We start from the raw sequence: 22,537 nt of genomic DNA, 5'->3' as shown, positions 1-22,537 counted from the left end.
CTTTTCCGTTGATTCGTCGATGGGTCAATCGGCGGATCGAAAACTTAACCGACCTCCAACGCGGGAAACCGAATCGCAAAGCACGCTCCGCCCTCCTCGTTCGATCGGGCTACGATATTGCCGCCGCAGTCCTTTACGATCCCATAGCTGATGGACAAGCCGAGCCCCGTGCCCTTGCCCACGTCCTTGGTGGTGAAAAACGGCTCGAAGAGCTTGTCCCGCATCTTTTCCGGGATTCCCGCTCCCGTGTCGCAGACCTCCACGGTCACCTCGCCGTCGCGAGTGCTGGAGCGCATGGTGATCCGTTTTTCGATATCCCGCCCGTCGCGTTGCACCCTCTCCTCGATGGCGTCGCGGGCGTTGATGAGCAGGTTAATAAAAACCTGCTCGAGCCGGTCGGGGTCCCCTGAAATGTCCGGTAATTCTTCCGCCAGTTCCCATTGGACGTGGATGCCGCGAACCTTGAGCTGTTGGCTGAACATCTCGAAAGCCTTCTTCATCACATCGTCGATGCGAACGGGGATGAGGACCAGGTCGGACTTCCGGCCGAATTCGCGCATATGGTTGATGATCTTGGTGGCCCGGTCTACGTGGCGGTCGATTTCCAGGCTCATGGTATGCAGGACGTCCTCGGAGATCGCCTCCTGGTTGTCGATCTTGCGGACGAAAAAGTTGCTGGCACTCTTGATGACGGCCAGGGGCTGGTTCAACTCGTGGGCGACGCCGGTGGCCATTTCGCCCAGTGTGGCCATTTTGGAGGCCTGGATAAGCTGCTTTTCGGCTTCCAGCTGTTTGGTTACGTCCGAGGTGATCGCGAGCATGACCCGGTCGCCCGTGTACACCGACTCTGCCAACCGGATGCGGGCGTAAAGTGGGATACCCTCCTTGGTATACTGGCGCACGTGGTTCATCAGCGAACTGGCTCGCAGCACGTCAGGGTCACCGTTGATTCCGTCGTGTCCGAACAGTTTCATGAAGCTGTGGCCGATGAGTTCGTGACGGGCATAGCCGTACACCGTTTGAACACTTTGATTGCAGGTCAGCACTTCCAGGCTCTCGGGTTCGAGAACGAATACCGGGTTGGGGATGTTATGGAAGATGGCATGGTAATTCTGCTCGGACTGCCTGAGCTGCTCCTCCAGTTTTCTCCGCTCGGTGATGTCCAGGCTCACCTCGTAGGCGGCCACCACGTTGCCCTCTGCGTCTTTTACCGGCGAGGTCTTCACCAGCCAGTATGCGGGGGATCCGTCTTTGTTGACTCCATGTTCCTCGCTCTCGTGCGGCAATCCGTCCTGGAAGGTCAACTCCACCGGGCAGACGCGGCAGCGTTCTGTCCGCCCTTTGTATGCCCGGTAGCAGTAGTCTCCAGGTTCCGGCGCAAATGTCCGTTCGAATTCCCGGTTGAACGCGATTAGGCGATAGTTGGCGTCGTTGACCGTGATCAGGCACGGGACCATGTTGAACAGGCGCTGGTATTCGTCCCGTTTGTCTTCCAACGCCGCCTGGTGTTCACCGATGCGCATGCCCATTCGGTGGACCGCGGCGGCCAGCTGCCCCAACTCGTCTTCCTGGCGCTGGAATTTCACGCGCGTGTCGTAATCTCCACGTGCAATAGCGTGCGTGTCTGCGATGAGTCGCTTGATGGGATGGTTTACAAAGCGAAGCACCACTAAAAAGATGATCGTGGAAGTCACCAGAAAAAGGAAAACCGCCAGTCCCACGGTCCCCCGTTCAAAGAGCAGAATTTCATGGTCCGCCTGTGCCAGGGTCACCACAAGATCCAGAGCCCCCAGCACCTTCTTGTCCCCGGGGTGGACGTGACAGTCGCCCATGGCGCAGCTGGGTTCGTTGTAGATGGGTGTGATGATCCCGAGTCTGCGGTCGCCGTCGCCGTTGTCGATGATTCGGATTCGCTCCCGCAGGTCCAACGAATCAGCCGGCGGTTCGGTCCGGTGGCAGATATAGCAGGCCTCATCCTTGATATTGGTTCGCTGGTCCACCTCTTCGGGGAAATTGGAGAACTTGATTTCTCCGGACTTGTTATAGATGCGGACGTTTTCGATGGACTCCTGTCGCGCCACGTTGCGAACGATCTGGTGGATTTCATCGCGGGAGTTCAGGAGCATGGCGTAGTTGGTGCCCAGCCGGATCGTGTCCACCAGACGATCGGTGGCCGCCATGGTCGTATCCATCATCCGCTGCTTTTGATATCGTATGTTGAAATAAGCCCAGGCGGATATGGACACCAGGAGGGTGAAACCCACGGCCAGAATCAGCCTGGCGGCAAGGCTTTTTCGAAACCACGATGCGGGATTGACCATAACATAATGTCCGTTCAAGCAATTGTCGGAAGTCGTCTCGGGTCACCTGATCTACGGGGGCGGGATCAGGTTTGGTCTCGGCCGTTCCAAAGCGGCCCGTTCAACAAAAGCTATGCAGCACTTGAAGGGCCTGGAAATGAGCCGTCTTTGGGCGAGTTGACCAGCCTGGCCAGGGAGATGCTGTCCAGGGTGTCAAACATGGCGCGGCTGGCCGCTACCCAGACCCAGCGGGACAGGCAGTCCCCGGCGCGGTTGCACACGCCGCAGACCGGATCGTCGCTCTCGGCACAGTCGGCGATGGCCGTCGAGTCCTCCAGCACACGAACCAGGTCGCCCACGGTGATCTCGTCGGGTGAACGGGCCAGCATATGCCCACCGAAGGGCCCACGCTGGCTTTTCACGAACCCGGCCGATTTAAGCTTGCGGATCAATTTCTCGAGGTATTTGACGGAGATGTTCTGGCGGCGGGAAATGTCGCTCAGCGGAACCGGACCGTCCTTGGCGTAGATGGCCAGATCGAGCATCATTCTCGTTCCATATCTGCTCTTTGTAGTCAGGCGCATAGATCCCTGAGATGTCTGGCAGTTGTCAGCCTTGGATTTCGCCAAAAAAACACTTCCCTTTTGTGGGGCGGGGACGCAAGAGCCCGGTGCGATGCGCCCGCAACGATTATACGCGATTCCCCCCCCCGGTCAAGCCCCGTCCGGGAACCGGCGGCATCGCACGCTCCCGAACTCGGGGTCTTATGTCGCCGGACGTCCGGAATACGCTCGAATCAGCCGAGCACTTCGTGAATCACCTTCATCAATTCGTCGCGGTCGAACGGTTTGGTCAGGCTGGCAACGGCTTTCTGAATGGCATGCTCATTGCCGGACAGTCCACTGATTACGACCACCGGGATGTTTTTCAGCGCATCTTCCCTGGACAGGCGCCGAAAAACCCTGGGCCCCCATTCTCCAGGCATCTCAAGGTCTAGCGTGATCATGTCCGGTCGTTCCTGTTTCGCCAATTCCACCCCGGCCTCTCCGTCGTTGGCGGAGCAGACCGTAAAACCGTTGTCCTCGAGAAGCGTCGTCAGGTATTCCACCACATCCGGATCGTCATCGATGACAAGAATCTTTTTGCTCATCCCAGATCTCTCCTCGTTTATGAAATCGGGCCGCGGCCATCTACTCAAGGAATCGGGAAGATGGCCTCATGGTCCCGTCATTGGATTCGGGTTATCCCGGTCACTGCGCGATGGAAAAGCATACGGATTTCTTTCGATACGCCAACAATCCATCACTCCGGTTTTTCCTGATCCTCGCTTGCTTTATGCTCCGTCTCACCTTTTTTAAAGGATTCAGGCGGTTCCTTCAGATCGGCTGTGGACGGTTGACACTGAGTACGGGGCAGTTGGCGCGCATGATCACCTGCTCCATGTTGCTATCCAGACGCACGCTCTCCGGGTCTTTCTCCCGGGTGCTATGAGCCATGACGATGAGATCGGCCTGTTTTTCACGGGCGAATTTAACGACCTCCACGTAGGGCAATCCTTCCCATACATCCACGGAATAGTCCCGGAAGGCGCCGAGCTTCTTGACATAGTGCCTCCTGATCTGGCTGCGCGCCTCCCGGAGCCGGGCTTCGATGAGTTCCTGTTCCATGACCATGCCGCCCTGCATGCCGCTGATATCCACCACGTGGAACAGGTGAAACTCCCCGGAAACCGATTCAGCCATCCCGGCGGCGTATTTGAATGCCGCGTCCGAGGCCCTTGAAAAATCCGTCACGAATACGATGTTGGATATCCCCCCCCAGAAGGAGGCTGCCTGCCGCGCCACGAACAGGATGGGACACGGTGCGTGTTTGGCCACCCGGTGGATGGTGGAGCCGGCCACGATCTTTTTGTAGACGGAATCGTCCTCTCCACCCGTGGGACCGCCCAGCATGGCTAAATCCACAGGGTTTTTCCGGAGGTAGCGGAGGATTTCCCGGTGGGGATGGCCTTCGATCACTTCGAGCCTCACCCTGTCGTAGCTTTCGAGCTGATGGGCGTAGTAGGTTTTCATTTCCTCCACCACCCACGCCCTGTATTCGTTGTCCACGTTGACCGCTTCACCGGTTTTCACGTCTCGAACCATCTGGCTGTATCCCCTGCTGGGAACGCCGAGTACGTGCAGCATCGTGAGCTCGGCATCATACTGTTTGGCGATCTGGAAGGCCGTGCGTGCGGAATGGTCGCAGGCTTCAGTTGCGGTTGTGGCAAAGAGTATGGTCTTAAACATGGGGCGCCTCCTGACAGGTTTCGGGATGGCAGATCCGGCCCTGGCCGGCCTCAGTCCTTGGGTTTGAGATGATCGGGGACGATGACCATGTCAATGAGCAGCGGTTTGAGGAAGGACCAGCGGATGCCGATCTTGTATTCCTCCTCCAGGTCCCGGATGGCGTCCCAGCAGTTGTGGCAGGGAGCGATAACCAGCTTGGCCCCCGTGTTCAGGATCTGGTCGCGCTTGGTGATCAGTGCTTTGTTGCGCTGCGGGCGGAAAAGGCCGATGCCGTTGAATCCACCCCCGCCGCCGCAGCAGTAGTTGTGCTCGCCGTTGGGGTTCATCTCCACGAAACAGCCCGGCTCGACCATGTAGCTCATGATCTCCCGGGTGACCTCCTTCAGGCCCTGGTTGCGGATGTAGTTGCAGGAATCCTGAAGGGTCACCGGCTCTTTGATTCGCTTGGCCGGGTCGATCTTCAGCTTCCCCTCGCGCAGCGCCTCGGCCACCCATTCCACGTAGTGGAGGCATTCCACCGGCGGCTGGCCGTCCTCGCGTCCGGCCCAGTATGGCCCTTCGATGACGGTGGCCCGGTGGGCATGGCCGCACTCGGTACCCACCATCCGCTTGGGCTTGAGCCTGTCCATGGCATCGTAGACATGGAGCACCTGCATCTTGCAGGCCTCCCAGTCACCGGCGAACATGCACAGGCTGGTTTCCTCCCAGCCCTCGCTTGGCACCGTCCAGTTTTCTCCGGCCAAGTGGAAGAGCACGGCCGCTTCAGCCAGGTCTTCGGGATAGTGTTTCACCTCCCGGGCGTTGCAGGTGTACATGATGTCCGCGTCAGGCTTGTCGACGGGAATGGTCAGGCCCGGGTAATCCTCCTCCCACTCCTCGGCCATCCATTCGCAGGTCTCTACCCAGTCCTCCTGCGTTACGTCCATCTGGGCTCGATAGACGCGATGCATGCCCGCGCCGATCTTCAGCTCCCAGGGCACAAATCCCTGTCCGTAAAGCAGACCGCGCAGATAGCCGAACATGATGCCCATGTCGATGCCGTGCGGGCAGTACATGCCGCAACGGTTGCAGCAGGTGCACTTCGCCCAGGCCACCTCCATGGTTTTCCGCATGAATGCGTTGTCGACGTCCCCTTTACGGCGGATGATCTCGCCCAGGGTGGACTGGATCTTGTAGGCCGGAACCTGCTCGGGGTCGCAGTCGTTGATCAGGTAGAGAAAGCAGCTGTCGGCGCACATGCCGCAGTGGGCACAGATCTCGAGCCAGGTCCGGATGCGCGACTTGCAGGTGTTTTGAATGGTGGTCCAGAGCTTGTCCTTGTCCACATCCAGGCGTTTCATCTCTTCGTAGTACTGTTTGCCGCCGGTGTCGCCCAGCAGCGCCTTCAGCTCTTCTTCGGTATTCACCGGCATCTTGTTGCAGAACTTTCCTTCCGGCATGTCGATCTCCTCAATGATCTATCGGGGTGATGGCGTGGCGGCGTGTTGAGGTATTGGCCTTCCCATCACTCCATTTCCCCATCGTTCCGTTGATCGGTCCGGGGGCTGGCAGGCCTGGCCCCAGCGCCTCCGTCGGCCATCCTTACCACGCCATCCCCTTGCTGAACGGCTTCATGCCACCGCGTTTGATCCCGTAGTCCATTCCCAACTGCCCCCTGGACAGGAAGAAAAGGATGATGTGGGACATTTTGGTAAAGGGCGCGGCGATAAGCAGCACCTCGGCGAAGAAGATGTGGGCCAGCAGCCAGAATTGTCCCTCCCCGATCCCGTATCGGGCCAGGAGACCGGTGACCAGCGGTGCCGCACCCATGGCCAGGATGAGATAATCGTAGGCGGTCGTCAGGATGCGTACCTCGGGCAATGCGATCCGCCGCAGGACGAGTCCGACCGCGCCGGCCACGGCGAGCCAGGTCAGCGCATCAGCCAGACCCTGGGGTATAGCGGGCAGGCCGAATCCGATCTTGTCCCTGAGAAACTCGTTGTGGGCCAGCAGGAAAATGGGCACCAGCACCGCGCCGACGTGGAACGAGAAAGAGGAAACGGTCATGAAGGCCTGCTTGCGCCAGCTCCGGGTGCCGAAGGGCATCAGCCAGTAGAAGATGGAGCGCGCCGCCCCCTTCATGCCGGCCTTGGGGTGGGCAGAGTAGGCCACGCGGTCCAGCTGCCAGTTCAACCCGCGGCAATACATCAAAGCCCGGTAAGCCAGACCGAACACGAACACCAGGATGGAAAGCCAGAACAACGGGCCCGTGAGTAACCAGTACATGAGATGCCTCCCGAAGTTGCCGCGGCCCGGGTGGAAAGCGGACAGGTTTCCGTTTCGATGCCGCGGCTCCTTCTCAGTATGTATTCTTCTTTTTGTCCCGTCCGGTCAGAAAGCTCCAGAACAGCAGAAAAACAATCAGCGTCGCCCCCATCACCAGATAGGTAATGCCCTTGGAATGGGTCATGAAGTCCTGCAGCGTGTAGATCATGGTACCCATGTTGACTCCTGTTCTTCGTTGATCGGTCGATTCGTTGAATCGTTGCCTCGTTCACCCAGTGGACGAATTCTTCAATTAACGATTCAGGAATGCTCGTCCGTGTAGTCCGGGTGCTCGTGTAGAATCGGCATGTTGACCGCGATAAAGCGGTACACCACCAGCCCGACGGTCACGATGAAAACCGAAACGCCGATTTCCGGAATGCTGGGGAAGTAGCGCTCTGCGGCCGGCAGATGCCAGTTAAAGGCCACCAGTGAGACGTTGAATCGGTTGACCACGATTCCCAGCACCGTCCATACGGCGGCCCAGCGGATCATGACGAGATTCTTCTCCCTAACGCCCATGGCGTAGATAAAAGCAGGTGCGGCCACAAAACCGAAAATCTCCACCAGAAACCAGATTCCGTACCCGGTGCCCAGGTAGGCCCAGTTGTTGTCCAGCGAGACGCCCATGAACTTCATACAGAAGTAGCCTGCCATGATAAAAGCGGCGGCTTTCCCGAAGCCCAGCACAACGCCGTCGGCTTCTTTGAGGTGGGTGGCGTCCATCCGGTTGTTCAGCCACCTGTGGGCCAGCGTCCCCTCGAAGATCACCATGGACAGGCCCGCGAACATGGAAGAAACGAAGAAAAACACGGGCAGGTAGCTCGAGTACCACAGGGGGTGGAGTTTCGACGGGGCGATAAGAAACAGCGCCCCAAGCGAAGACTGGTGCATGGTGGAAAGAATGACACCGAATATGGTGAGCACTACCGTCAGTTTCAGGACGATTTTTCGGATCCATTTCAACCCTACCCATTCCAGGGCCGCAGGCGTGAATTCGACAAAGAGCACGGTCAGATAAAGAAAAACGCAGAGGCCTACTTCGAAAAGGAGCGACGACGTTCCCTGGGACCAGAATATAGGGTAGGGCAGTCGCCAGGGGCGTCCTACGTCGTAATGCAGCGCGAAGACCACCAGCGCGTAGCCGAGAAAAGCCGTGAGAATGGCCGGACGCACGGCAGAGTGAAATCGCTTGAATCCGAACAGGTAGCAGGCGGCCGATGTCGTGTAGCCGCCGGCCGCCAGCGCGACGCCGCAGAGCAGGTCGAATCCGATCCAGATGCCCCACGGGTTGTTGTCGTCAAGGTTGGTCACTGCGCCCAGTCCACCAGTAAACCGGAGAATCGTGAGTACGATGCCTATGAGAATAAGGGCGCCCGTCACCACGGTAAACGTGTTCATCTGCGGTTTGAACACGTTCAAACCCGGCTTGGTGGGCCGTACTTCAACGGGGGCAGAGGCGTGGGTCGACTCAGACATTACTTGTCCTCCTCCTTATCGCTCGCTTCCGGTTCGGCGTCGGCGTCCGAAGCGGCGACTGCGGCTTCTTCGGCCGCCTTTCGGGCCTCCTCGGCCTCGGCCAGCGCTTTTTTCACCTCTCGCTGGATGGCCGCTTCCTTTTCCTTGGCCGCCTTGGTGCGCATTTCCTCCATCTTGACTGCGAGGGCCTCGTCCGCGGCTGCCTGGTTCGCGGCCACGGCGTCGGCCAATTCCTTTGCGGCAATGCGGTCCCGGCGCCTGGCCATGGCGTAGACGCCGGTGAGCAGCACCGGCCAGAGCCCGACGATGACCGGCACCGCGGCCAGCGCACCGGCGGTGAGTTCCGGAGCGGGCTTGACGCCGAGATCTTCGCGCATGCCCAGCTTCTCGAAAGGTGCCGGGCTCAAATAGAGCCAGCTCGTGCCGCCCATCTCGTGTTCGCCGTAGACGTGGTCCACGTAACGTCCCGGGTATTTGCGGATACGTTGGCGGGCCATGTCGATCAGGTCGTCGCGCTTGCCGAAGGTCAGGGCCTCGCCGGGGCAGATCTCCACGCAACCCGGCAGCTTTCCCTTTTCGATCCGCGGTTGGCACAGGGTGCACTTCATCACTCTGGGGGTAAGCGGCTCGTCGTATTCGTAGGCCGGAATGTTGAAAGGGCAGGCGATCATGCAGTAACGGCAACCCACACAGAGCGACGCGTCGTAGCTGACCGCGCCGCTGGGGTCCTTTTTGAACGCCTTGACGAAGCAGGCCGAAGCACATGCCGGTTCCAAACAGTGGTTGCACTGTTTCTTGACATACAGCGGTTTGCCGCCTTCTCGAACCGGGGCGAGCCTGTTGACCACCGTATAGTGCGCCGCGTCCGTCCGACGGGATTGTTCGAGGACATTCAAATCGTCGAAGGACGGGTCGGAGTCGGGCAGTTCGTTGACTGTGTTGCAGGCCTTCTCGCATAGACGGCAGCCGATGCAGCGCGTGGTGTCGTGCAGCACGCCGAAGCTGCCGGGGTAGCCGGTGAAATGCTTGTTGCCCGCCGCACGGGCGGAGGTCCCGACCAGGGTGCCGACGCCGGCCGCGCTCAGCCAGCCGAGAAATTTTCTCCGGGAAACAGACATGTTCACTCCTATACTGCGTTACTGAGAGGTTGCTCTTGGGGTCCCTCCCTGCTTGCGTTTCGCGTGGCAGGCCGAGCAGTCGTTGGCCGAGGGCTTTTCGATCCCCATATCCTCGTGGCAGCCGATGCACTGCAGGTGATAGGCCCCCTGTAGACCCGGACGTCCGCCGGGTCCTTCGACGAAGGGCTCGCCGTGGCAGGATGCGCAGCGCGGCGGTTTCAGCGATGCCGGACTGTGGTGGTGGCATCCCTGGCAGAGCGTGGTAGGTTCCCGGTGGAAGTAACATGCCATGCGATTGTCGCCGAGGCTGTCGTAGATGGCCTGGACGATCTTGCCGTGGGGCAGCTTGACCGCCTCGAACCGGTTGACCATGGCGTCGATGGTTACTGTCTCGGGGATGTCCTTTCGGGCCACCATGGGCAGTGTCCGCGTGCGCGCTGCCACTTCCTCCGCGGCTATCCTCGCACACCCGTCCTTGTCGCCTGCGAAGGGAGTGATGGTCACCGGGTCGATATTGTGGCAGAGCCTGCAGTTGGTGTCCTGGAACTTCTTGGCAGGCATCTGGTTGTGGCAGCCGGCGCAGGAGGAATTCTGCTTTGACGTCTCGTGGCACGATACGCAGGAAGCGTTGGCGCCCTGTCCGTGCATGGCCTGCCCGAGGCGCACGTAGCCGCCCTTTTCGTCTCCGCCGGGGGTGTGGCAGGAACCGCAGCTTTCCAGAGACGCATGGTGGCATGTTTTGCAGGATTCCACGCCCTTTTCGTGGCTGACGTGGTTGAAAGCAACGGCATCCACGACAGCCTTTGGCTGAGTTCCTTCGGCCGCCGCCATTTTCAGGCCGGTTGCCAGCAATACGGCGTCGGGCTGATTGCGATTCAGTCGCGGTATCTCTTCCACCACCTTGTACTTCGCCCGCTCGATCTTGTCGTGGCAGCCGGCGCAGGTCGTGGGCCCCCCTTTCTTCTTTTCCACGGCCCGATCGGTGTGGCAGCCCACGCAGGAGACATGGGACGCCTCACGAATGGCGGGCACGTTGCGGCGAATCATGTCATCCCGGGTTGCCACGGACTTGTGGCAGTAGCCGCAGCTTCCCTCTTCGCCCCTGGCATAAGCGAGCTTTTCCGCCTTAAGGTCGAAGGCGTGGTGGCAGGCACTGCAGTTCCCGCCGTCCTTGCGGGCGGTCGCGCCATCGATGGGACGGATGGCATTGGAAGCCACGTGGCGGTAGTGCAGTGATTTAGAAAAAATGATTTCGGACCATCCGGAGGCGTACTTCGTGTCATCCTTGTGGCACACCCGGCAATCCGCAGCCAGCGGCCCACTATCTTTGCCGGCCGCCTTCGTCTCCTTGTGGCAGGAGATGCAGCCTTCGTGGTAGAGGTCCTTGGCTTCTTCCGGGGCAACAGGTTCGATCTGCCGGAACCGGAACACGATACCCTTTTCCGTCTTGGGGTGACAGGAGGCGCAGGAGTCTTCCGCCAACACTGCGGTGTGCCTGTCGTGCTGGAAGATCACGCGTTCCATCTCGCTCCTGCCCTTCGGCAGCCTCGTCGTTATCTCGACGAGATCGGAACGAAGCGACCCCGAGGCCTTTTCCGGCCCGCTACCAACTGCCTGAAAGGCGAAAAAGACCATTCCGGATACCGCCAGCAGGCCCATCAACAAACGCATCTTACCGATGTCATGCAACATACGCTCATCCTTTGCCTGAAACGAACTCTGGTGAAAACTACGTTTCCGGCCGATCGCACCTCCATTCCGAACCGATTGAAAATCGTCGATCCGACATATTCTACTGAATGAGTAGGATAATTTACTACCATGAAGGTAGGATATATTCCTCCGAATTTGGTATAGAATAAAACGGACCAAGTCAAGAAAAATTTTCCATGCAATTTGCTTTTTTTTAGAACACCGGAATTATAGTAAAAGATTTGAATAGGAGCATTAAAGGGCAGGCCAAGAGAAATAGTAAATCATATCGAAATCAAAATGGGTCCAGGGTTCGAGGCCGACCGGGTCCGGCAAAAACTGAACGAACGGATCGAAAGCCATACCCGTCTCAAATCCCGCTTCATGTCCCCAAGCACCCATGTGAAGCTGGTGCTGAACAATGAGCGCCTCAGCCTCTCCGAACCCCGGTGCATCGAAAGGCGCCTGGCCGACATCGATATTCCCATTTCCTGTATCGTGGTCAATACAATGGGGACCGGAAGAGACGCCGGATGACATCGCCGAAATCTTTTCTACTCAGCGTCTTTCCAAGCGTCTCCTGGTTCCCGGGGGCATTCTCGGCCTTTCCGGACTGACGCACGCGGCGGCCGACGGTCCCGGCGCATTTTGTTCCATCACCGATTGAAGGTAAAGCGCGTCCAAGCTTTCTACGGTAACTTAGAATCAATCTGAAATCTGGCATAAGTTGGAGATGACAGATGGATAACACTGCCTTTCTCTTTGTTGGACAGAATTGACATCTTTTGCAAAAATCGGATATGTCATAAGTAATTATCCCTATTCATAAATACGATGGTATTTGATTGCCGCTGCATCCCGACTCGACAATTCAACGGCATTACCGGTGAAAAGTACGATATTTTGTACTTGCGATAAGGCATGACCGGTTTATACCATACCGCGCCATACATGTGACCAATGCTGCCTGCGGCCTTACTCGCTGTGGCTATTGGAATCCACAGCTGGCGCCACAGGCATGTCCCGGGAGCGAAAGGCTTGATTTTTATCATGGTAGTCATGGTAATCAAGTTGATCGCAAGCGCTCTGGGAATGGCCTCCGAGGATTTTCCAAGCAAAATTTTCTGGTTCCAGATCAAGGAAATTTGTCTGCTTACGATAACGGTGGCCGGCCTTGCCTTTTGTTTGGAATACGCGTGCTTGGATGCTTGGCTAAACATCCGCTCGATTGGCCTGGTTGCCTTTCCAACACTTTTTTTCATTCCGTTGTGTTTTACCAACGAATCCCATCATCTAAATGTAGGACGCGATTACAATTTTCACATGGCAAGAGTCCGGCAAAAGGAGTAGAAATGTCCCATTTGAAAAGAGAGGATCCCTGCATTGCAACCCTGATCGAAAAGGAAAGAATCCGTATCGAAGAGACGCTCGATATGATAGCTGCTGAAAATCATGCACCACCGTCCGTCATGGAAGTCCTTGGGTCGATTTTGAACACCAAAACAATAGAAGGATATCCCGGAAAACGATTTCACGCCGGCTGTGAACATGTTGACGAAATCGAGGATATCGCCGTTCAGCGGGCAAAGGAGCTCTTCGGCGCAGAATATGTCAATGTGCAGCCCCATAGCGGAACATCGGCCAACTTGGCAGTCTATTTTTCGGTTCTCGATGTGGGCGACAGCGTCCTTTCCATGGGGCTTCCCCACGGTGGCCATCTTTCCCACGGGCACCGTGCTTCCATCACCAGCAAATGCTTCGAATTTACGCATTACGGCGTGGACCCGAAAACGGAGCGCCTCGATTACGATCGGATCAGGGACCTGGCTTACAAGGTCAAACCCAAAATGATCGTCGCTGGGGCCAGTTCCTATCCACGCTTGATCGATTACGAGAAGATCGCTGTCATCGCCAGGGAGGTCAACGCTTATTGCCTTGCCGACATGGCGCACTTAGCCGGTTTAGTGGCCGGCAAGGTGATTCCCAGTCCGGTGCCCTGCTGCGATTTTGTCACCTTTACGACTTACAAAACCTTGATGGGCGGTCGTGGCGGCGTGATCCTAGCCAGGGAAGAATTCGGTCAACGCCTGAACGCGGCCGTCTTTCCGGGATGTCAGGGGACGAGCGCGGTGAACCTGATTGCGGCAAAAGGCCTGATTTTCAAATTGGCCATGGAGCCCCGCTTCATTGAAATCCAGAAAAAGACTGTAGAAAATGCAAAGATACTGGCCCAATCGCTTAACGCCCAGGGCTACCGCATCGTTTCCGGTGGTACAGATAATCACCAGGTGCTGATTGACCTCACTTCCAAAAAATTAAACGGCGCTATGGCTGAAACTGCACTGGAATCTGCAGGCATCGTTCTGAATCGAAATGTGATCCCCAGCGATGTTCGTACGCCGGGCAGCGTTTCGGGCCTGCGTTTAGGAAGTGCCGGCCTGACCACTCGAGGCATGGGTCATTCGGAAATGATCACGATTGCAGGGATGATCGATAGGGTCCTGTCGCAGTCGGACGATCCGACCGTGCTGAACAAAACAAACCATCAAGTGAAAAAACTGTGCCGCCGGTATCCGGTGTACGCCTGACGTCGATATTTCCCTCCCATAACCACTTTTAGGGGTTCGTAATTGCGCTTTTTATTGAGTGACAAGTTTGTATGCGTAGTGTTATCATCAACACGATTTTATAATTGAATAATTAACCGCTCGTTTATCAACCCTAAATTAAACGTTTCGCCTTTTTCGGAAAATAGACGAACACCATGATTTCAGTAGTTTGTTTGTAGTTTTCCATCTCAAAAGGCGAAACCGCTTCGGGATTGCCGACCTCACCGCATCTTCGGCGTTAGCAGCTACGGCGCATAGCCGACTATAGCGCCGCAGCAGCTGCCTTGATTCTGCGGCAAGTTCGACAATCGCCTAATTTAGGTCAAAATAATCCTGTCAAATTAACACCGTCAGGAGGGAAGGATGCAGATTCCCAGGCAAAAGAAGATGGAAATGCTCCGGTCATTGCTGCTTTCCCGCAGGTTCGAGGAGGAGCTGACGGAACTGTGCAAGATCGAGCATAAGATTCCAGGAATGATGATCCTGTGTACCGGGCAGGAGGCCGTCGGTGCGGGCGTATGTGCAGCACTTCAACCGGAGGATGTGATCATCACCAACCACCGCAGCCACAGTCATTTATTGGCCAAGGGGGCTGATCCCAAGACACTGATGGCTGAAATATTCGGCAAACGCACGGGTTGCAACAAGGGAAAAAGCGGAACCCTGCACATGGCGGTACCCGAAGTCAATGCACTCTGCACAACCACCGTGGTCGGTGGCGGACCACCCATTGCCGTCGGCGTTGCCTTCTCCCAACAGTACCGGGCGGAAAAACAGGTAACGGTCTGTTTTATCGGAGATGGCGCCGCCAACGAGGGGTCCGTTCATGAAGCCCTGAATCTGGCGAGTGTCTGGGCGCTTCCTGTAATTTTTGTATGCGAGAACAATCTCTACGCCGGTGCTCAGCGCTATGAAGAGCACACCAACGTGCCGAACATCGCCGACCGGGCCGCCGGTTATGCCATTCCTGGTGTTGTGGTCGATGGCAACGATGCGCTGGCAGTATACGAATCGGCCGTGGAGGCCCGCGTACGCGCTGCTGCAGGAAGTGGACCCACCCTGATCGAATACAAAACCTACCGCTGGCGAGGCCATGGCGAAGCCGATCTGCAGATCTATCAGCCCAAGGAAGAAATCGCGGCGTGGCAGGCAATGTGCCCCATCCCTAAACTGCGCGGTGAAATGCTTGCCCAAGGGCTTATCAGCAAAGATGAACTGGGCGAACTGGAAACACGCATCGATACCATTGTGCAGGATGCGATCCGCTTTGCAGAGGAAAGCCCTTATCCCGAGCCACCCGAGGCCCTTGAGGATCTATTCGCATAATCGAGAACATTCCATAATGAAAGGAATAAAAGCATGCAGTCATTTGGAATGGGACAGGCCATCAATCAGGCACTCAGAGAAGAAATGCTGCGGGATGACGATGTATTCCTGGCTGGAGAGGGAATCGGAGTGGGTATCCACAGCAGCCCGATGCTTCCCACCGACGGCTTATTGAAAGATTTCGGTGCGAAACGGGTGAAGGATACTCCCGTTTCAGAAGCGGCTATCGCAGGATTGGCGGTAGGAGCAGCATCGGTCGGGCTCAGGCCGGTGGTGGAAATCATGTTCAATCCTTTCTTCACCCTCGCTTCAGATATGATCGTCAATCATGCCGCCAAACTGCGGTACTTATCAGGCGGTAAATCGGCTTTTCCGCTCGTCGTGCGCATCAAAAGCGGTGCCGGCTTCGGTGCCGGCTGCCAGCATTCGCACAACCTGGAAGCGTGGGCGGCCCACTGCCCGGGACTGAAGGTCGTCATGCCCGCCACACCGGCCGATGCCAAGGGCCTTTTAAAATCGGCGATCCGGGATCCGAATCCCGTAATTTTCATTGAGGACATGATGCTTTATTTCGTGCCCGGCCCGGTTCCAGAGGAGGACTATCTGATTCCCATTGGAAAGGCCGACATTAAACGTCAGGGTACGGATGTCACTTTGGTTACATGGTCCAAGATGGTGGGGGTGGCATTGAAGGCGGCCGAACAGTTGGCCCAGGAGGGGATTGACCTGGAGATCGTAGACCTGCGCACACTTGTGCCGATGGATAAAAAGACGCTCCTTGATTCTGTACGCAAAACCGGTCGCCTGGTTGTACTGCATGAGGCCACTCGAACCGGCGGATTTGCCGGTGAAGTCTCAGCCGTGGTGATGGAAGAGGCTTTTGATCGCTTAAAAGCGCCGCTGCGGCGGGTGACCGGTCCTGACATACCGGTCCCTGCCAGTCCGCCTCTGGAACGTTTTTACATTCCCAGCGAAAAAAATCTTATTTCGGCGGTAAAAGAAATTATTGTAAAATGAGGGACGTGTTCGTGATTAGAAAATGATTTATATTCTTCCGGGAATGGGTGCCAATGCAAACATGTATTCTGGCCCTTGGCGAAAAATAGCAGAGGCCAAGTTCATTAACTGGCCGGAATATAATGGTGAAAAAACCATTTCCGAGGTAGCAGAAAGTGTTATAAGGCGATACGGTATTACGCAATCAGACTCGGTCGCAGGTTCCTCTCTTGGTGGTATTGTTTCGCTTGAGATTGCAGACAAGTTAGGCATAAGAAATGTTTATTTGTTCGGAAGTGCCGTTTCAAAAAACGAAATCAATCCTTTACTCAGATTACTGTCTCCTCTATCTGAAATCATCCCTATAAAATTGATACAAGCGATTGTCGGAAAATGTAAAAATGAGATTTTGACGATGTTTAATTCCTCAGAGGCTGAATTTGTTAGAGCTATGTGTCATGCGGTTTTTAATTGGCAAGGTTATGATGGCGAACAAAGTATAATTAAACGCATACATGGAGAAAAAGACAAAGTAATATCATGTTCCGGAGCGTGTAAAAAAATAAAAGATGGAGGTCACCTGATAGTGATGACCCATGCAACTGATTGTATCGAAATCATAAATTAGGACGCGCCAAGAATTTTACCAATTATTATTGTGGCAACATAAAAAACCAATATTTGTCATTCCGGCGGAAGCCGGAAACCAGGAAAAGTCTGGATGCCGGATCAAGTCCGGCATGACGGAGTTGGTGTCTTTACTTGCCGGAGTGATAAAACGATCTTTAGTGCTTTGAACTCAACTTCATCATTTCATAGTCCGAGTAAATGAAGCCTGACTTTTCATATGCTTTTTTAGCCACAGTATTGTTTTTATGAACGTATAACCTAAGTTCTAAACCACCTTGGACAAACATTTCCTTCTTTACCGTTTCGACTAGCAGAGCCATTAGCCTTTTTCCTCTATACTCAGGCTTAAGGTACATACTTTGTATCCACCAGTAATAACCAGCATTCCAGTCACTCCATTCTTTTACGACAGACACGCTTCCTACTGGATAATCTTCTTCATCAACCAATACCCAATAAGCAGCGATTTTATTGTCCTTCAGAGCAGTTTCTATCCCCAAACTCAATGTTTCCTGTATCTTTATTACGCCTTCAGCTTCACGAGCCTCCTCCAAAGTAAAATCAACTAAATAGGATAAGTCTTTTAATTCTGCTTTTCTAATATTCAAAACTTTCGCTCCTTCTAATAAAGCGATAGAGCACTGACGATTAAGCGCTTTTGTGGCACGCAGCCGACGTTAAAAGTTTTGTTGGACTGAACCGGTTCTGGATCGACAACATTTGGATTTTTAAAGGGGTTTTTCTGTTGGTCCGGGGGCATTATGGTCTGATTTACCGATCAAATCAAGCAGTAAACCCCAAGCCAGAGAGGATGATATTCTGTTTTTGGAAGATATATCTACTGGATATCACAATCAAAGTGTTTCGCCGCTTGACGATAGCCCCTGTCCCCGTCTTTTGTTCCAGCATCAGCCCGATCATTCGACTTCACAGTCATCGTGTATTAATTTTATCGAACAGTCGATTATTCGACCTAAACGAGATTCGACTCTCCATCGGAGATCAGGGCAGATTATGCCCGGACTGAAATCAAAACCAAAAGGAGTGTTCGCCATGCGAAAATTCATCATCATATTTCTACTCGTATCCTTTTCCACCGCCGCCTATGGCGCCACCGGGGCGCCGGTAACCTACCAGATCGACGGCCAACCCTATGAGGGCTATTATATCACCCCCTTTGAACAGGCCCCGCTGGTGCTGCTGGTTCATGACTGGGACGGGTTGACGGATTATGAAGTCATCCGGGCCAACATGCTGGCCGATCTGGGGTATGCCGTTTTTGCCCTGGATCTGTTCGGTGCCGGCGTGCGGCCGACAGAAGTCACGGACAAGCGGCAGCATACCGGTGAGCTGTATAAAAACAGACAGAAAATGCGGGCGCTGATGAACGGTGCCTTGGAAACGGCCAGGGAAAAGGGGGCCAACGTGGAAAACGCCGTTGCCGCAGGCTATTGTTTCGGCGGCGCTGCGGTGCTTGAATGGGCCCGTTCCGGTGCCGACCTGAAAGGCTTCGTCACTTTCCATGGGGGGTTGAAAACCCCCGAGGGGCAGGATTATTCCAACGCCCGGGGAAAATTCCTGATTCTGCACGGCACGGCGGATACGGCAATTCCCATGGAGCAGTTCGCCGATCTGGCCGTACAGCTCGAAGCGGCGGGCGTGGATCATGAGATGACCACCTACGGTGGGGCGCAGCATGCCTTCACGGTTTTCGGTCAAGAGCGGTATCACGAAACTGCGGATAAAAAATCGTGGCGGCGATTCGTCGACTTTCTCTCGGAAACATTGAAAAGGTGATCGGTGATTAGCAAGTTGCAATCGGTAATCAAAGCCAGGAAGGCACTTTCGCGGGGCCAAGGATGGCCCCGTTTACCCCCATAAGCTTGATTGAATATAAAAACTATTCTTTTCCAGAGGCGACGACCAGTCGTTGTGTCAAACGATGCCCCAAAATGGCCTGACTCTCGGCATCTAGGTAGGCTGAGGCCCGCTTTTCGAACAGCACCGAGGCGGCGGCCGGAAATCCGTCTTCGGCGTCGTTGAACACCAGCAGCAAGGGCACCTTGGGCAGCGGCGAGAAGCGACGGCACAGATCGCAGGCGATGGCCATCTCCGGATCGACGCCGCCCAACGCATCGCACGCTTTTCGCAGCGCATCGACGCTGTCGGCGAATGTCCCGGCCAGCGGCTTTTCCACGGTATCGGCCCAGAAAACCGTCAGCGGGCCGGCATCCGGAAAATCGCGGTAGGCCACCCACTCTTTCCGCGTCGGTTCGAATGGCGGACACATGAGCAGGTAGCGGCACACCACCACGCAGTCGGAAAAATCCGGCCGACGCCCGGCATCGTCTTTCAACCCTTCGGCGGTCAGTCGAAGGGACACATTGAAATAGGGCACCACCACCGTCTCGCCATCCACGGCGACGCCCAGGACCGCCTCCTTACCGTTAAAATTTCTGGTTCGAAGCTGTTCCAAATAGTTCCGGTAAGTTTCGTCGTAGACCGATCCGTTTTCAGTCCAGGTCATCGGCATCTCCTCGTGGCATGAGCAATGGTTCGCGTGGACAAAAGGGCGATCGATACTTATTGTTTTCACCGAGATTGATCAAAAACCATATTTGTGACGTCTTCGTAAGAAGCCCGAGATCGAGGCTTGCGAGTCCCGAGGAGTGAGGCGTATGGTCAATACTCCGCAGCGACGAGGGATGAAGCATAACGAAGATATCGGGCTTCTTAAGGAGACGTTAATGTTTATCACAGCCGGCGGCCCTTATGGCAACCGGTTTTTCAATCGGATCGCAACCGGTGGGCGCTAGCGTTCACCGTCGAACGCATAGGGAAAGATTGGATGAAACACCATCCCAACGGAACTGCCACGGCGACGGTCAAAAAAAGCCGTGGCAAGCGGAACGCCATGGAGCTAGACCGCGTCGAAGTGCGTGGGGCACGGGAGCACAACCTCAAGCACATCGATGTCAGCCTGCCCAAAAAGAAGCTTATCGTCTTCACCGGGGTCTCCGGTTCGGGCAAATCCAGTCTGGCCTTCGACACCATTTTCGCCGAGGGGCAGCGGCGCTACGTGGAGTCCCTCTCCGCCTACGCCCGCCAGTTCATCGGCCAGATGGAAAAGCCGCGCTACGAAACCATCCGGGGCCTGTCGCCCACCATCTCCATCGAGCAGAAATCGGCCAGCAAGAATCCCCGCTCCACCGTTGGCACCATCACCGAAATCTACGACTACCTGCGGGTGCTCTTTGCCCGTATCGGCCGGCAGACCTGCGTCAAATGCGGCAACCCCGTGGGCAAGGGCGACGCCCAGAGCATGGTGGAACGCATCCTGGAGATGCCCGAAGGAACCAAAATCCTGATTCTGGCACCGGTCATCGACAACCGCAAAGGCGAACACCGCGAGGTCGTCGCCCGATTGCAGCAGCAGGGCTACGCCCGGGTGCGGGTCGACGGCGTGGTCCAGGACATCGAAGCCGTCCAGACCCTGGCCCGCTACAAGAAGCACACCATCGAGGCCGTGATCGACCGCTTGAAAATCGCTCCGAATGCGGCCTTCCGCAAGCGGCTGACCGATTCGGTGGAAACCGCCCTGAAGCTGGGGCAGGGCAGCATCATCGTCCACCGCATGGATGCGGGCGATATCGCCATGAGCGAAGCCCGCTCCTGCTGCGGCATCGCCTACCCGGAACTGGACCCGCCCCTTTTCTCCTTCAACTCCCCGTTGGGGATGTGCCCGGACTGCAACGGCATCGGCTCCCGCCTGGCCATGGATTCGGACAAGGTGATCGCCGATCCCAAGCTGACCATCCGGCAGGGGGCCGTAATCCCCTGGCAGGGCCACTTTACCGGCAAGGGCCGGTTGAACGGCTCCTGGACCGCCGAACAACTGCGGGCCATGGAAGAGCAGTGGGCGGTGGATCTCGACACCCCCTGGCAGCGTCTGCCCAAACGCCAGAAGGACCTGATCCTCTGCGGTGCCGGGCGACGGGAACTGACGGTAACCTGGAATGCGGAGAAAATCCAGGGTTCCTATACCACAACTTTCGAAGGCCTGCTCAATACCCTCATGCGCCGCTACAAGCAGACCGAATCGGAAAACGCCAAGAAGTACTACGGCCGCTTTCTCTCCACCCGTCCCTGTGCCACCTGCGGCGGAAGACGCCTGAAGCCGGAAGTCCTGGCCGTGAAAATCGGCGGGAATTCCATCATCGACGTCACCGAAATGACCATCCGGGAGGCCCGGGACTTTCTCACCGGCCTGGAACTTTCCGGCAATCGCAGAATCATTGCCGAAGAACTGCTCAAGGAAATCACCGGCCGGCTGGGATTTCTCGTCAACGTTGGTCTGGACTACCTTTCACTGAGCCGCAAGGGCCCCACCCTATCCGGGGGCGAATCCCAGCGCATCCGCCTGGCCTCTCAGGTGGGCTCGGAGCTTACCGGCGTGCTTTACATTCTGGATGAGCCCTCCATCGGCCTGCACCAGCGGGACAACATCAAACTTCTCAACACCCTGGGCCATCTGCGGGACATCGGCAACACCCTCATCGTGGTGGAGCATGACCGCGAAACCATGGCGGCGTCGGACTGGATCGTGGACTTCGGCCCCGGCGCCGGCCACCTGGGGGGCGAAATCGTGGCCCAGGGGACGCCCAAGCAGATCATGCGCCGCAAGGCTTCCATTACGGGCCGCTACCTCAGCGGCCGCGAGGAGATCGCAACCCCGGCCGCCCGGCGAAAAGCAGGGAAACGGCAAATCACCATCGTCGATGCCACCGAGAACAACCTCGACCATCTGACGGTGGACATCCCGCTGGGCCTTCTGGTGGGCGTCACCGGCGTCTCCGGAGCCGGCAAGTCCACCCTGATCAACCAGATTCTTTACCCGGCCCTGGCCGGCAAGCTGCACCGCGCCCTGCTTGAAACGGGCCGCCACAAAACGATTCAGGGACTCCAGCACCTGGACAAGGTCATCAACATCGACCAGAAAGCCATCGGCCGCACCCCCCGCAGCAACCCGGCCACCTATACCAAGGTCTTCGACCCCATCCGCGACTTCTTCGCCCAGTTGCCCGAGTCCAGGATGCGCGGTTACAAGAAAGGACGCTACTCCTTCAACGTCAAGGGCGGCCGCTGCGAGGCCTGCAGCGGCGACGGCTACATCAAGGTGGAGATGCACTTTCTGGCCGACGTCTACGTGCCCTGCGAAACCTGCCGGGGCCGGCGTTTCAACGACGCCACCCTGGAAATCAAGTACAAGGACCACTCCATCGCCGACGTGCTGGACCTGTCGGTCATGCAGGCCCGGGACCTGTTCAAAAACCATCCGCGCATCCGACGCATCCTGGACACCCTCATGGACGTCGGCCTCTCCTATATCAAACTGGGCCAGGCGGCCACGACCCTTTCCGGCGGCGAAGCCCAGCGCATCAAGCTGGCCCGGGAACTGGCCAAACGGGCCACGGGCCGCACCCTCTACATTCTGGACGAACCCACCACCGGCCTGCATTTCCAGGACATCGAAATGCTCCTGGCCGTCCTCCATCGTCTGGTGGACAGCGGCAATACCGTGGTAGTGATCGAGCACAACCTGGACGTGATCAAAACCGCCGACTGGATCATCGACCTGGGGCCGGAAGGGGGCAAGGGAGGCGGTCGGGTGGTGGCCCAGGGAACGCCCGAAACGGTCGCCGCGGTACACGAGAGCTACACCGGCCGGTTTCTGCGCGACATCCTCCGAACCGGGAGATAGCCAATATCGCCGCAGAATCTTACATGAGTTCATT

Annotated in this window: 20 protein-coding genes; 8 read left to right on the top strand and 12 right to left on the bottom strand. The window is 56.6% G+C overall.

Features of this window, described 5'->3' with window-relative positions; all coding sequences use genetic code 11:
- Window positions 1-44: 44 nt before the first annotated feature.
- The 10 genes from GN111_RS27310 to hmcA all read right to left on the bottom strand — a co-directional run bounded on the left by GN111_RS27310 (window position 45) and on the right by hmcA (window position 11,181).
- Window positions 45-2,321: an ATP-binding protein gene (locus GN111_RS27310; RefSeq protein WP_155306780.1), complete on the bottom strand. Its 2,277-nt coding sequence runs from the start codon at window positions 2,319-2,321 to the stop codon at window positions 45-47.
- A 110-nt stretch (window positions 2,322-2,431) separates the two neighbouring features.
- The gene (locus GN111_RS27305; protein ID WP_155308171.1) at window positions 2,432-2,884 is read right to left on the bottom strand and encodes an RrF2 family transcriptional regulator; all 453 of its coding nucleotides are present in this window, start codon (window positions 2,882-2,884) and stop codon (window positions 2,432-2,434) included.
- A 212-nt stretch (window positions 2,885-3,096) separates the two neighbouring features.
- The gene (gene divK, locus GN111_RS27300) at window positions 3,097-3,450 is read right to left on the bottom strand and encodes a DVU0259 family response regulator domain-containing protein (RefSeq protein WP_155306779.1); all 354 of its coding nucleotides are present in this window, start codon (window positions 3,448-3,450) and stop codon (window positions 3,097-3,099) included.
- A 226-nt stretch (window positions 3,451-3,676) separates the two neighbouring features.
- The gene (locus tag GN111_RS27295; RefSeq protein WP_155306778.1) at window positions 3,677-4,588 is read right to left on the bottom strand and encodes a universal stress protein; all 912 of its coding nucleotides are present in this window, start codon (window positions 4,586-4,588) and stop codon (window positions 3,677-3,679) included.
- Window positions 4,589-4,638: 50 nt separating this feature from the next.
- Window positions 4,639-6,027: a sulfate respiration complex iron-sulfur protein HmcF gene (gene hmcF / locus GN111_RS27290; RefSeq protein WP_155306777.1), complete on the bottom strand. Its 1,389-nt coding sequence runs from the start codon at window positions 6,025-6,027 to the stop codon at window positions 4,639-4,641.
- 142 nt (window positions 6,028-6,169) lie between these two features.
- The gene (gene hmcE, locus GN111_RS27285) at window positions 6,170-6,853 is read right to left on the bottom strand and encodes a sulfate respiration complex protein HmcE (protein ID WP_155306776.1); all 684 of its coding nucleotides are present in this window, start codon (window positions 6,851-6,853) and stop codon (window positions 6,170-6,172) included.
- Window positions 6,854-6,926: 73 nt separating this feature from the next.
- Window positions 6,927-7,070: a sulfate respiration complex protein HmcD gene (gene hmcD, locus GN111_RS33460; RefSeq protein WP_170302054.1), complete on the bottom strand. Its 144-nt coding sequence runs from the start codon at window positions 7,068-7,070 to the stop codon at window positions 6,927-6,929.
- 83 nt (window positions 7,071-7,153) lie between these two features.
- A complete protein-coding gene (gene hmcC, locus GN111_RS27280) occupies window positions 7,154-8,371 on the bottom strand; it encodes a sulfate respiration complex protein HmcC (protein ID WP_231715574.1) in 1,218 nt (405 codons plus the stop codon).
- Entirely contained in the window at window positions 8,371-9,489 is a 1,119-nt protein-coding gene (hmcB, locus tag GN111_RS27275) for a sulfate respiration complex iron-sulfur protein HmcB (RefSeq protein ID WP_155306775.1), read from the bottom strand. The genes hmcC and hmcB overlap by 1 nt, the downstream gene beginning before the upstream one ends.
- 18 nt (window positions 9,490-9,507) lie before the next feature.
- A complete protein-coding gene (gene hmcA / locus GN111_RS27270) occupies window positions 9,508-11,181 on the bottom strand; it encodes a sulfate respiration complex hexadecaheme cytochrome HmcA (protein ID WP_155306774.1) in 1,674 nt (557 codons plus the stop codon).
- 300 nt (window positions 11,182-11,481) lie between these two features.
- Here hmcA and GN111_RS27265 point away from each other — a divergent pair, with 300 nt between their 5' ends.
- From GN111_RS27265 to GN111_RS27240, 6 genes are all read left to right on the top strand, one after another.
- Complete coding sequence (locus GN111_RS27265) at window positions 11,482-11,718, top strand: ArsA family ATPase (RefSeq protein WP_155306773.1); 237 nt, start codon at window positions 11,482-11,484, stop codon at window positions 11,716-11,718.
- 423 nt (window positions 11,719-12,141) lie between these two features.
- A complete protein-coding gene (locus tag GN111_RS34530) occupies window positions 12,142-12,531 on the top strand; it encodes a histidine kinase N-terminal 7TM domain-containing protein (protein ID WP_155306772.1) in 390 nt (129 codons plus the stop codon).
- A 2-nt stretch (window positions 12,532-12,533) separates the two neighbouring features.
- A complete protein-coding gene (gene glyA / locus GN111_RS27255; RefSeq protein WP_155306771.1) occupies window positions 12,534-13,769 on the top strand; it encodes a serine hydroxymethyltransferase in 1,236 nt (411 codons plus the stop codon).
- Between the two features lie 384 nt (window positions 13,770-14,153).
- Window positions 14,154-15,116: a thiamine pyrophosphate-dependent dehydrogenase E1 component subunit alpha gene (locus tag GN111_RS27250; RefSeq protein ID WP_155306770.1), complete on the top strand. Its 963-nt coding sequence runs from the start codon at window positions 14,154-14,156 to the stop codon at window positions 15,114-15,116.
- Window positions 15,117-15,149: 33 nt separating this feature from the next.
- Window positions 15,150-16,133, top strand: a complete 984-nt coding sequence (locus tag GN111_RS27245) for an alpha-ketoacid dehydrogenase subunit beta (RefSeq protein ID WP_155306769.1) — start codon at window positions 15,150-15,152, stop codon at window positions 16,131-16,133.
- 22 nt (window positions 16,134-16,155) lie between these two features.
- Window positions 16,156-16,740, top strand: a complete 585-nt coding sequence (locus GN111_RS27240; protein ID WP_155306768.1) for a hypothetical protein — start codon at window positions 16,156-16,158, stop codon at window positions 16,738-16,740.
- Between the two features lie 157 nt (window positions 16,741-16,897).
- Here GN111_RS27240 and GN111_RS27235 read toward each other — a convergent pair whose 3' ends face one another.
- Window positions 16,898-17,350, bottom strand: coding sequence for a GNAT family N-acetyltransferase (locus GN111_RS27235; protein ID WP_155306767.1), 453 nt, complete (start codon window positions 17,348-17,350; stop codon window positions 16,898-16,900).
- A 445-nt stretch (window positions 17,351-17,795) separates the two neighbouring features.
- Between GN111_RS27235 and GN111_RS27230 the strand changes: the two genes are divergently transcribed.
- On the top strand, window positions 17,796-18,539 hold the full coding sequence (locus GN111_RS27230) for a dienelactone hydrolase family protein (protein ID WP_155306766.1): 744 nt from the start codon (window positions 17,796-17,798) through the stop codon (window positions 18,537-18,539).
- A gap of 103 nt (window positions 18,540-18,642) precedes the next feature.
- Here the strand turns inward: GN111_RS27230 and GN111_RS27225 are convergent, their stop codons facing one another.
- A complete protein-coding gene (locus GN111_RS27225) occupies window positions 18,643-19,269 on the bottom strand; it encodes a DUF3786 domain-containing protein (RefSeq protein WP_170302482.1) in 627 nt (208 codons plus the stop codon).
- Between the two features lie 387 nt (window positions 19,270-19,656).
- Here GN111_RS27225 and uvrA point away from each other — a divergent pair, with 387 nt between their 5' ends.
- Entirely contained in the window at window positions 19,657-22,503 is a 2,847-nt protein-coding gene (gene uvrA, locus GN111_RS27220) for an excinuclease ABC subunit UvrA (protein WP_155308169.1), read from the top strand.
- Window positions 22,504-22,537: the final 34 nt, after the last annotated feature.

Origin of the sequence: Desulfosarcina widdelii (assembly GCF_009688965.1) — a bacterium.
Classification (GTDB): Bacteria; Desulfobacterota; Desulfobacteria; order Desulfobacterales; family Desulfosarcinaceae; genus Desulfosarcina; species Desulfosarcina widdelii.
The sequence above is the reverse complement of the archived record's forward strand: the minus strand, read 5'-3'. Positions and strand labels throughout refer to the sequence as shown.

Bases quoted from the DNA above. Each gene is read 5' to 3' on its own strand.
- GN111_RS27295 (WP_155306778.1), bottom strand. From the start codon at position 4,588: ATGTTTAAGACCATACTCTTTGCCACAACCGCAACTGAAGCCTGCGAC.
- uvrA (WP_155308169.1), top strand. From the start codon at position 19,657: ATGGAGCTAGACCGCGTCGAAGTGCGTGGGGCACGGGAGCACAACCTC.
- hmcA (WP_155306774.1), bottom strand. From the start codon at position 11,181: ATGTTGCATGACATCGGTAAGATGCGTTTGTTGATGGGCCTGCTGGCG.
- divK (WP_155306779.1), bottom strand. From the start codon at position 3,450: ATGAGCAAAAAGATTCTTGTCATCGATGACGATCCGGATGTGGTGGAA.
- GN111_RS27310 (WP_155306780.1), bottom strand. From the start codon at position 2,321: ATGGTCAATCCCGCATCGTGGTTTCGAAAAAGCCTTGCCGCCAGGCTG.
- GN111_RS27230 (WP_155306766.1), top strand. From the start codon at position 17,796: ATGCGAAAATTCATCATCATATTTCTACTCGTATCCTTTTCCACCGCC.
- hmcB (WP_155306775.1), bottom strand. From the start codon at position 9,489: ATGTCTGTTTCCCGGAGAAAATTTCTCGGCTGGCTGAGCGCGGCCGGC.
- GN111_RS34530 (WP_155306772.1), top strand. From the start codon at position 12,142: ATGCTGCCTGCGGCCTTACTCGCTGTGGCTATTGGAATCCACAGCTGG.
- GN111_RS27245 (WP_155306769.1), top strand. From the start codon at position 15,150: ATGCAGTCATTTGGAATGGGACAGGCCATCAATCAGGCACTCAGAGAA.
- hmcF (WP_155306777.1), bottom strand. From the start codon at position 6,027: ATGCCGGAAGGAAAGTTCTGCAACAAGATGCCGGTGAATACCGAAGAA.
- hmcD (WP_170302054.1), bottom strand. From the start codon at position 7,070: ATGGGTACCATGATCTACACGCTGCAGGACTTCATGACCCATTCCAAG.
- GN111_RS27240 (WP_155306768.1), top strand. From the start codon at position 16,156: ATGATTTATATTCTTCCGGGAATGGGTGCCAATGCAAACATGTATTCT.
- GN111_RS27265 (WP_155306773.1), top strand. From the start codon at position 11,482: ATGGGTCCAGGGTTCGAGGCCGACCGGGTCCGGCAAAAACTGAACGAA.
- GN111_RS27225 (WP_170302482.1), bottom strand. From the start codon at position 19,269: ATGACCTGGACTGAAAACGGATCGGTCTACGACGAAACTTACCGGAAC.
- GN111_RS27250 (WP_155306770.1), top strand. From the start codon at position 14,154: ATGCAGATTCCCAGGCAAAAGAAGATGGAAATGCTCCGGTCATTGCTG.
- glyA (WP_155306771.1), top strand. From the start codon at position 12,534: ATGTCCCATTTGAAAAGAGAGGATCCCTGCATTGCAACCCTGATCGAA.
- hmcC (WP_231715574.1), bottom strand. From the start codon at position 8,371: ATGTCTGAGTCGACCCACGCCTCTGCCCCCGTTGAAGTACGGCCCACC.
- GN111_RS27305 (WP_155308171.1), bottom strand. From the start codon at position 2,884: ATGCGCCTGACTACAAAGAGCAGATATGGAACGAGAATGATGCTCGAT.
- hmcE (WP_155306776.1), bottom strand. From the start codon at position 6,853: ATGTACTGGTTACTCACGGGCCCGTTGTTCTGGCTTTCCATCCTGGTG.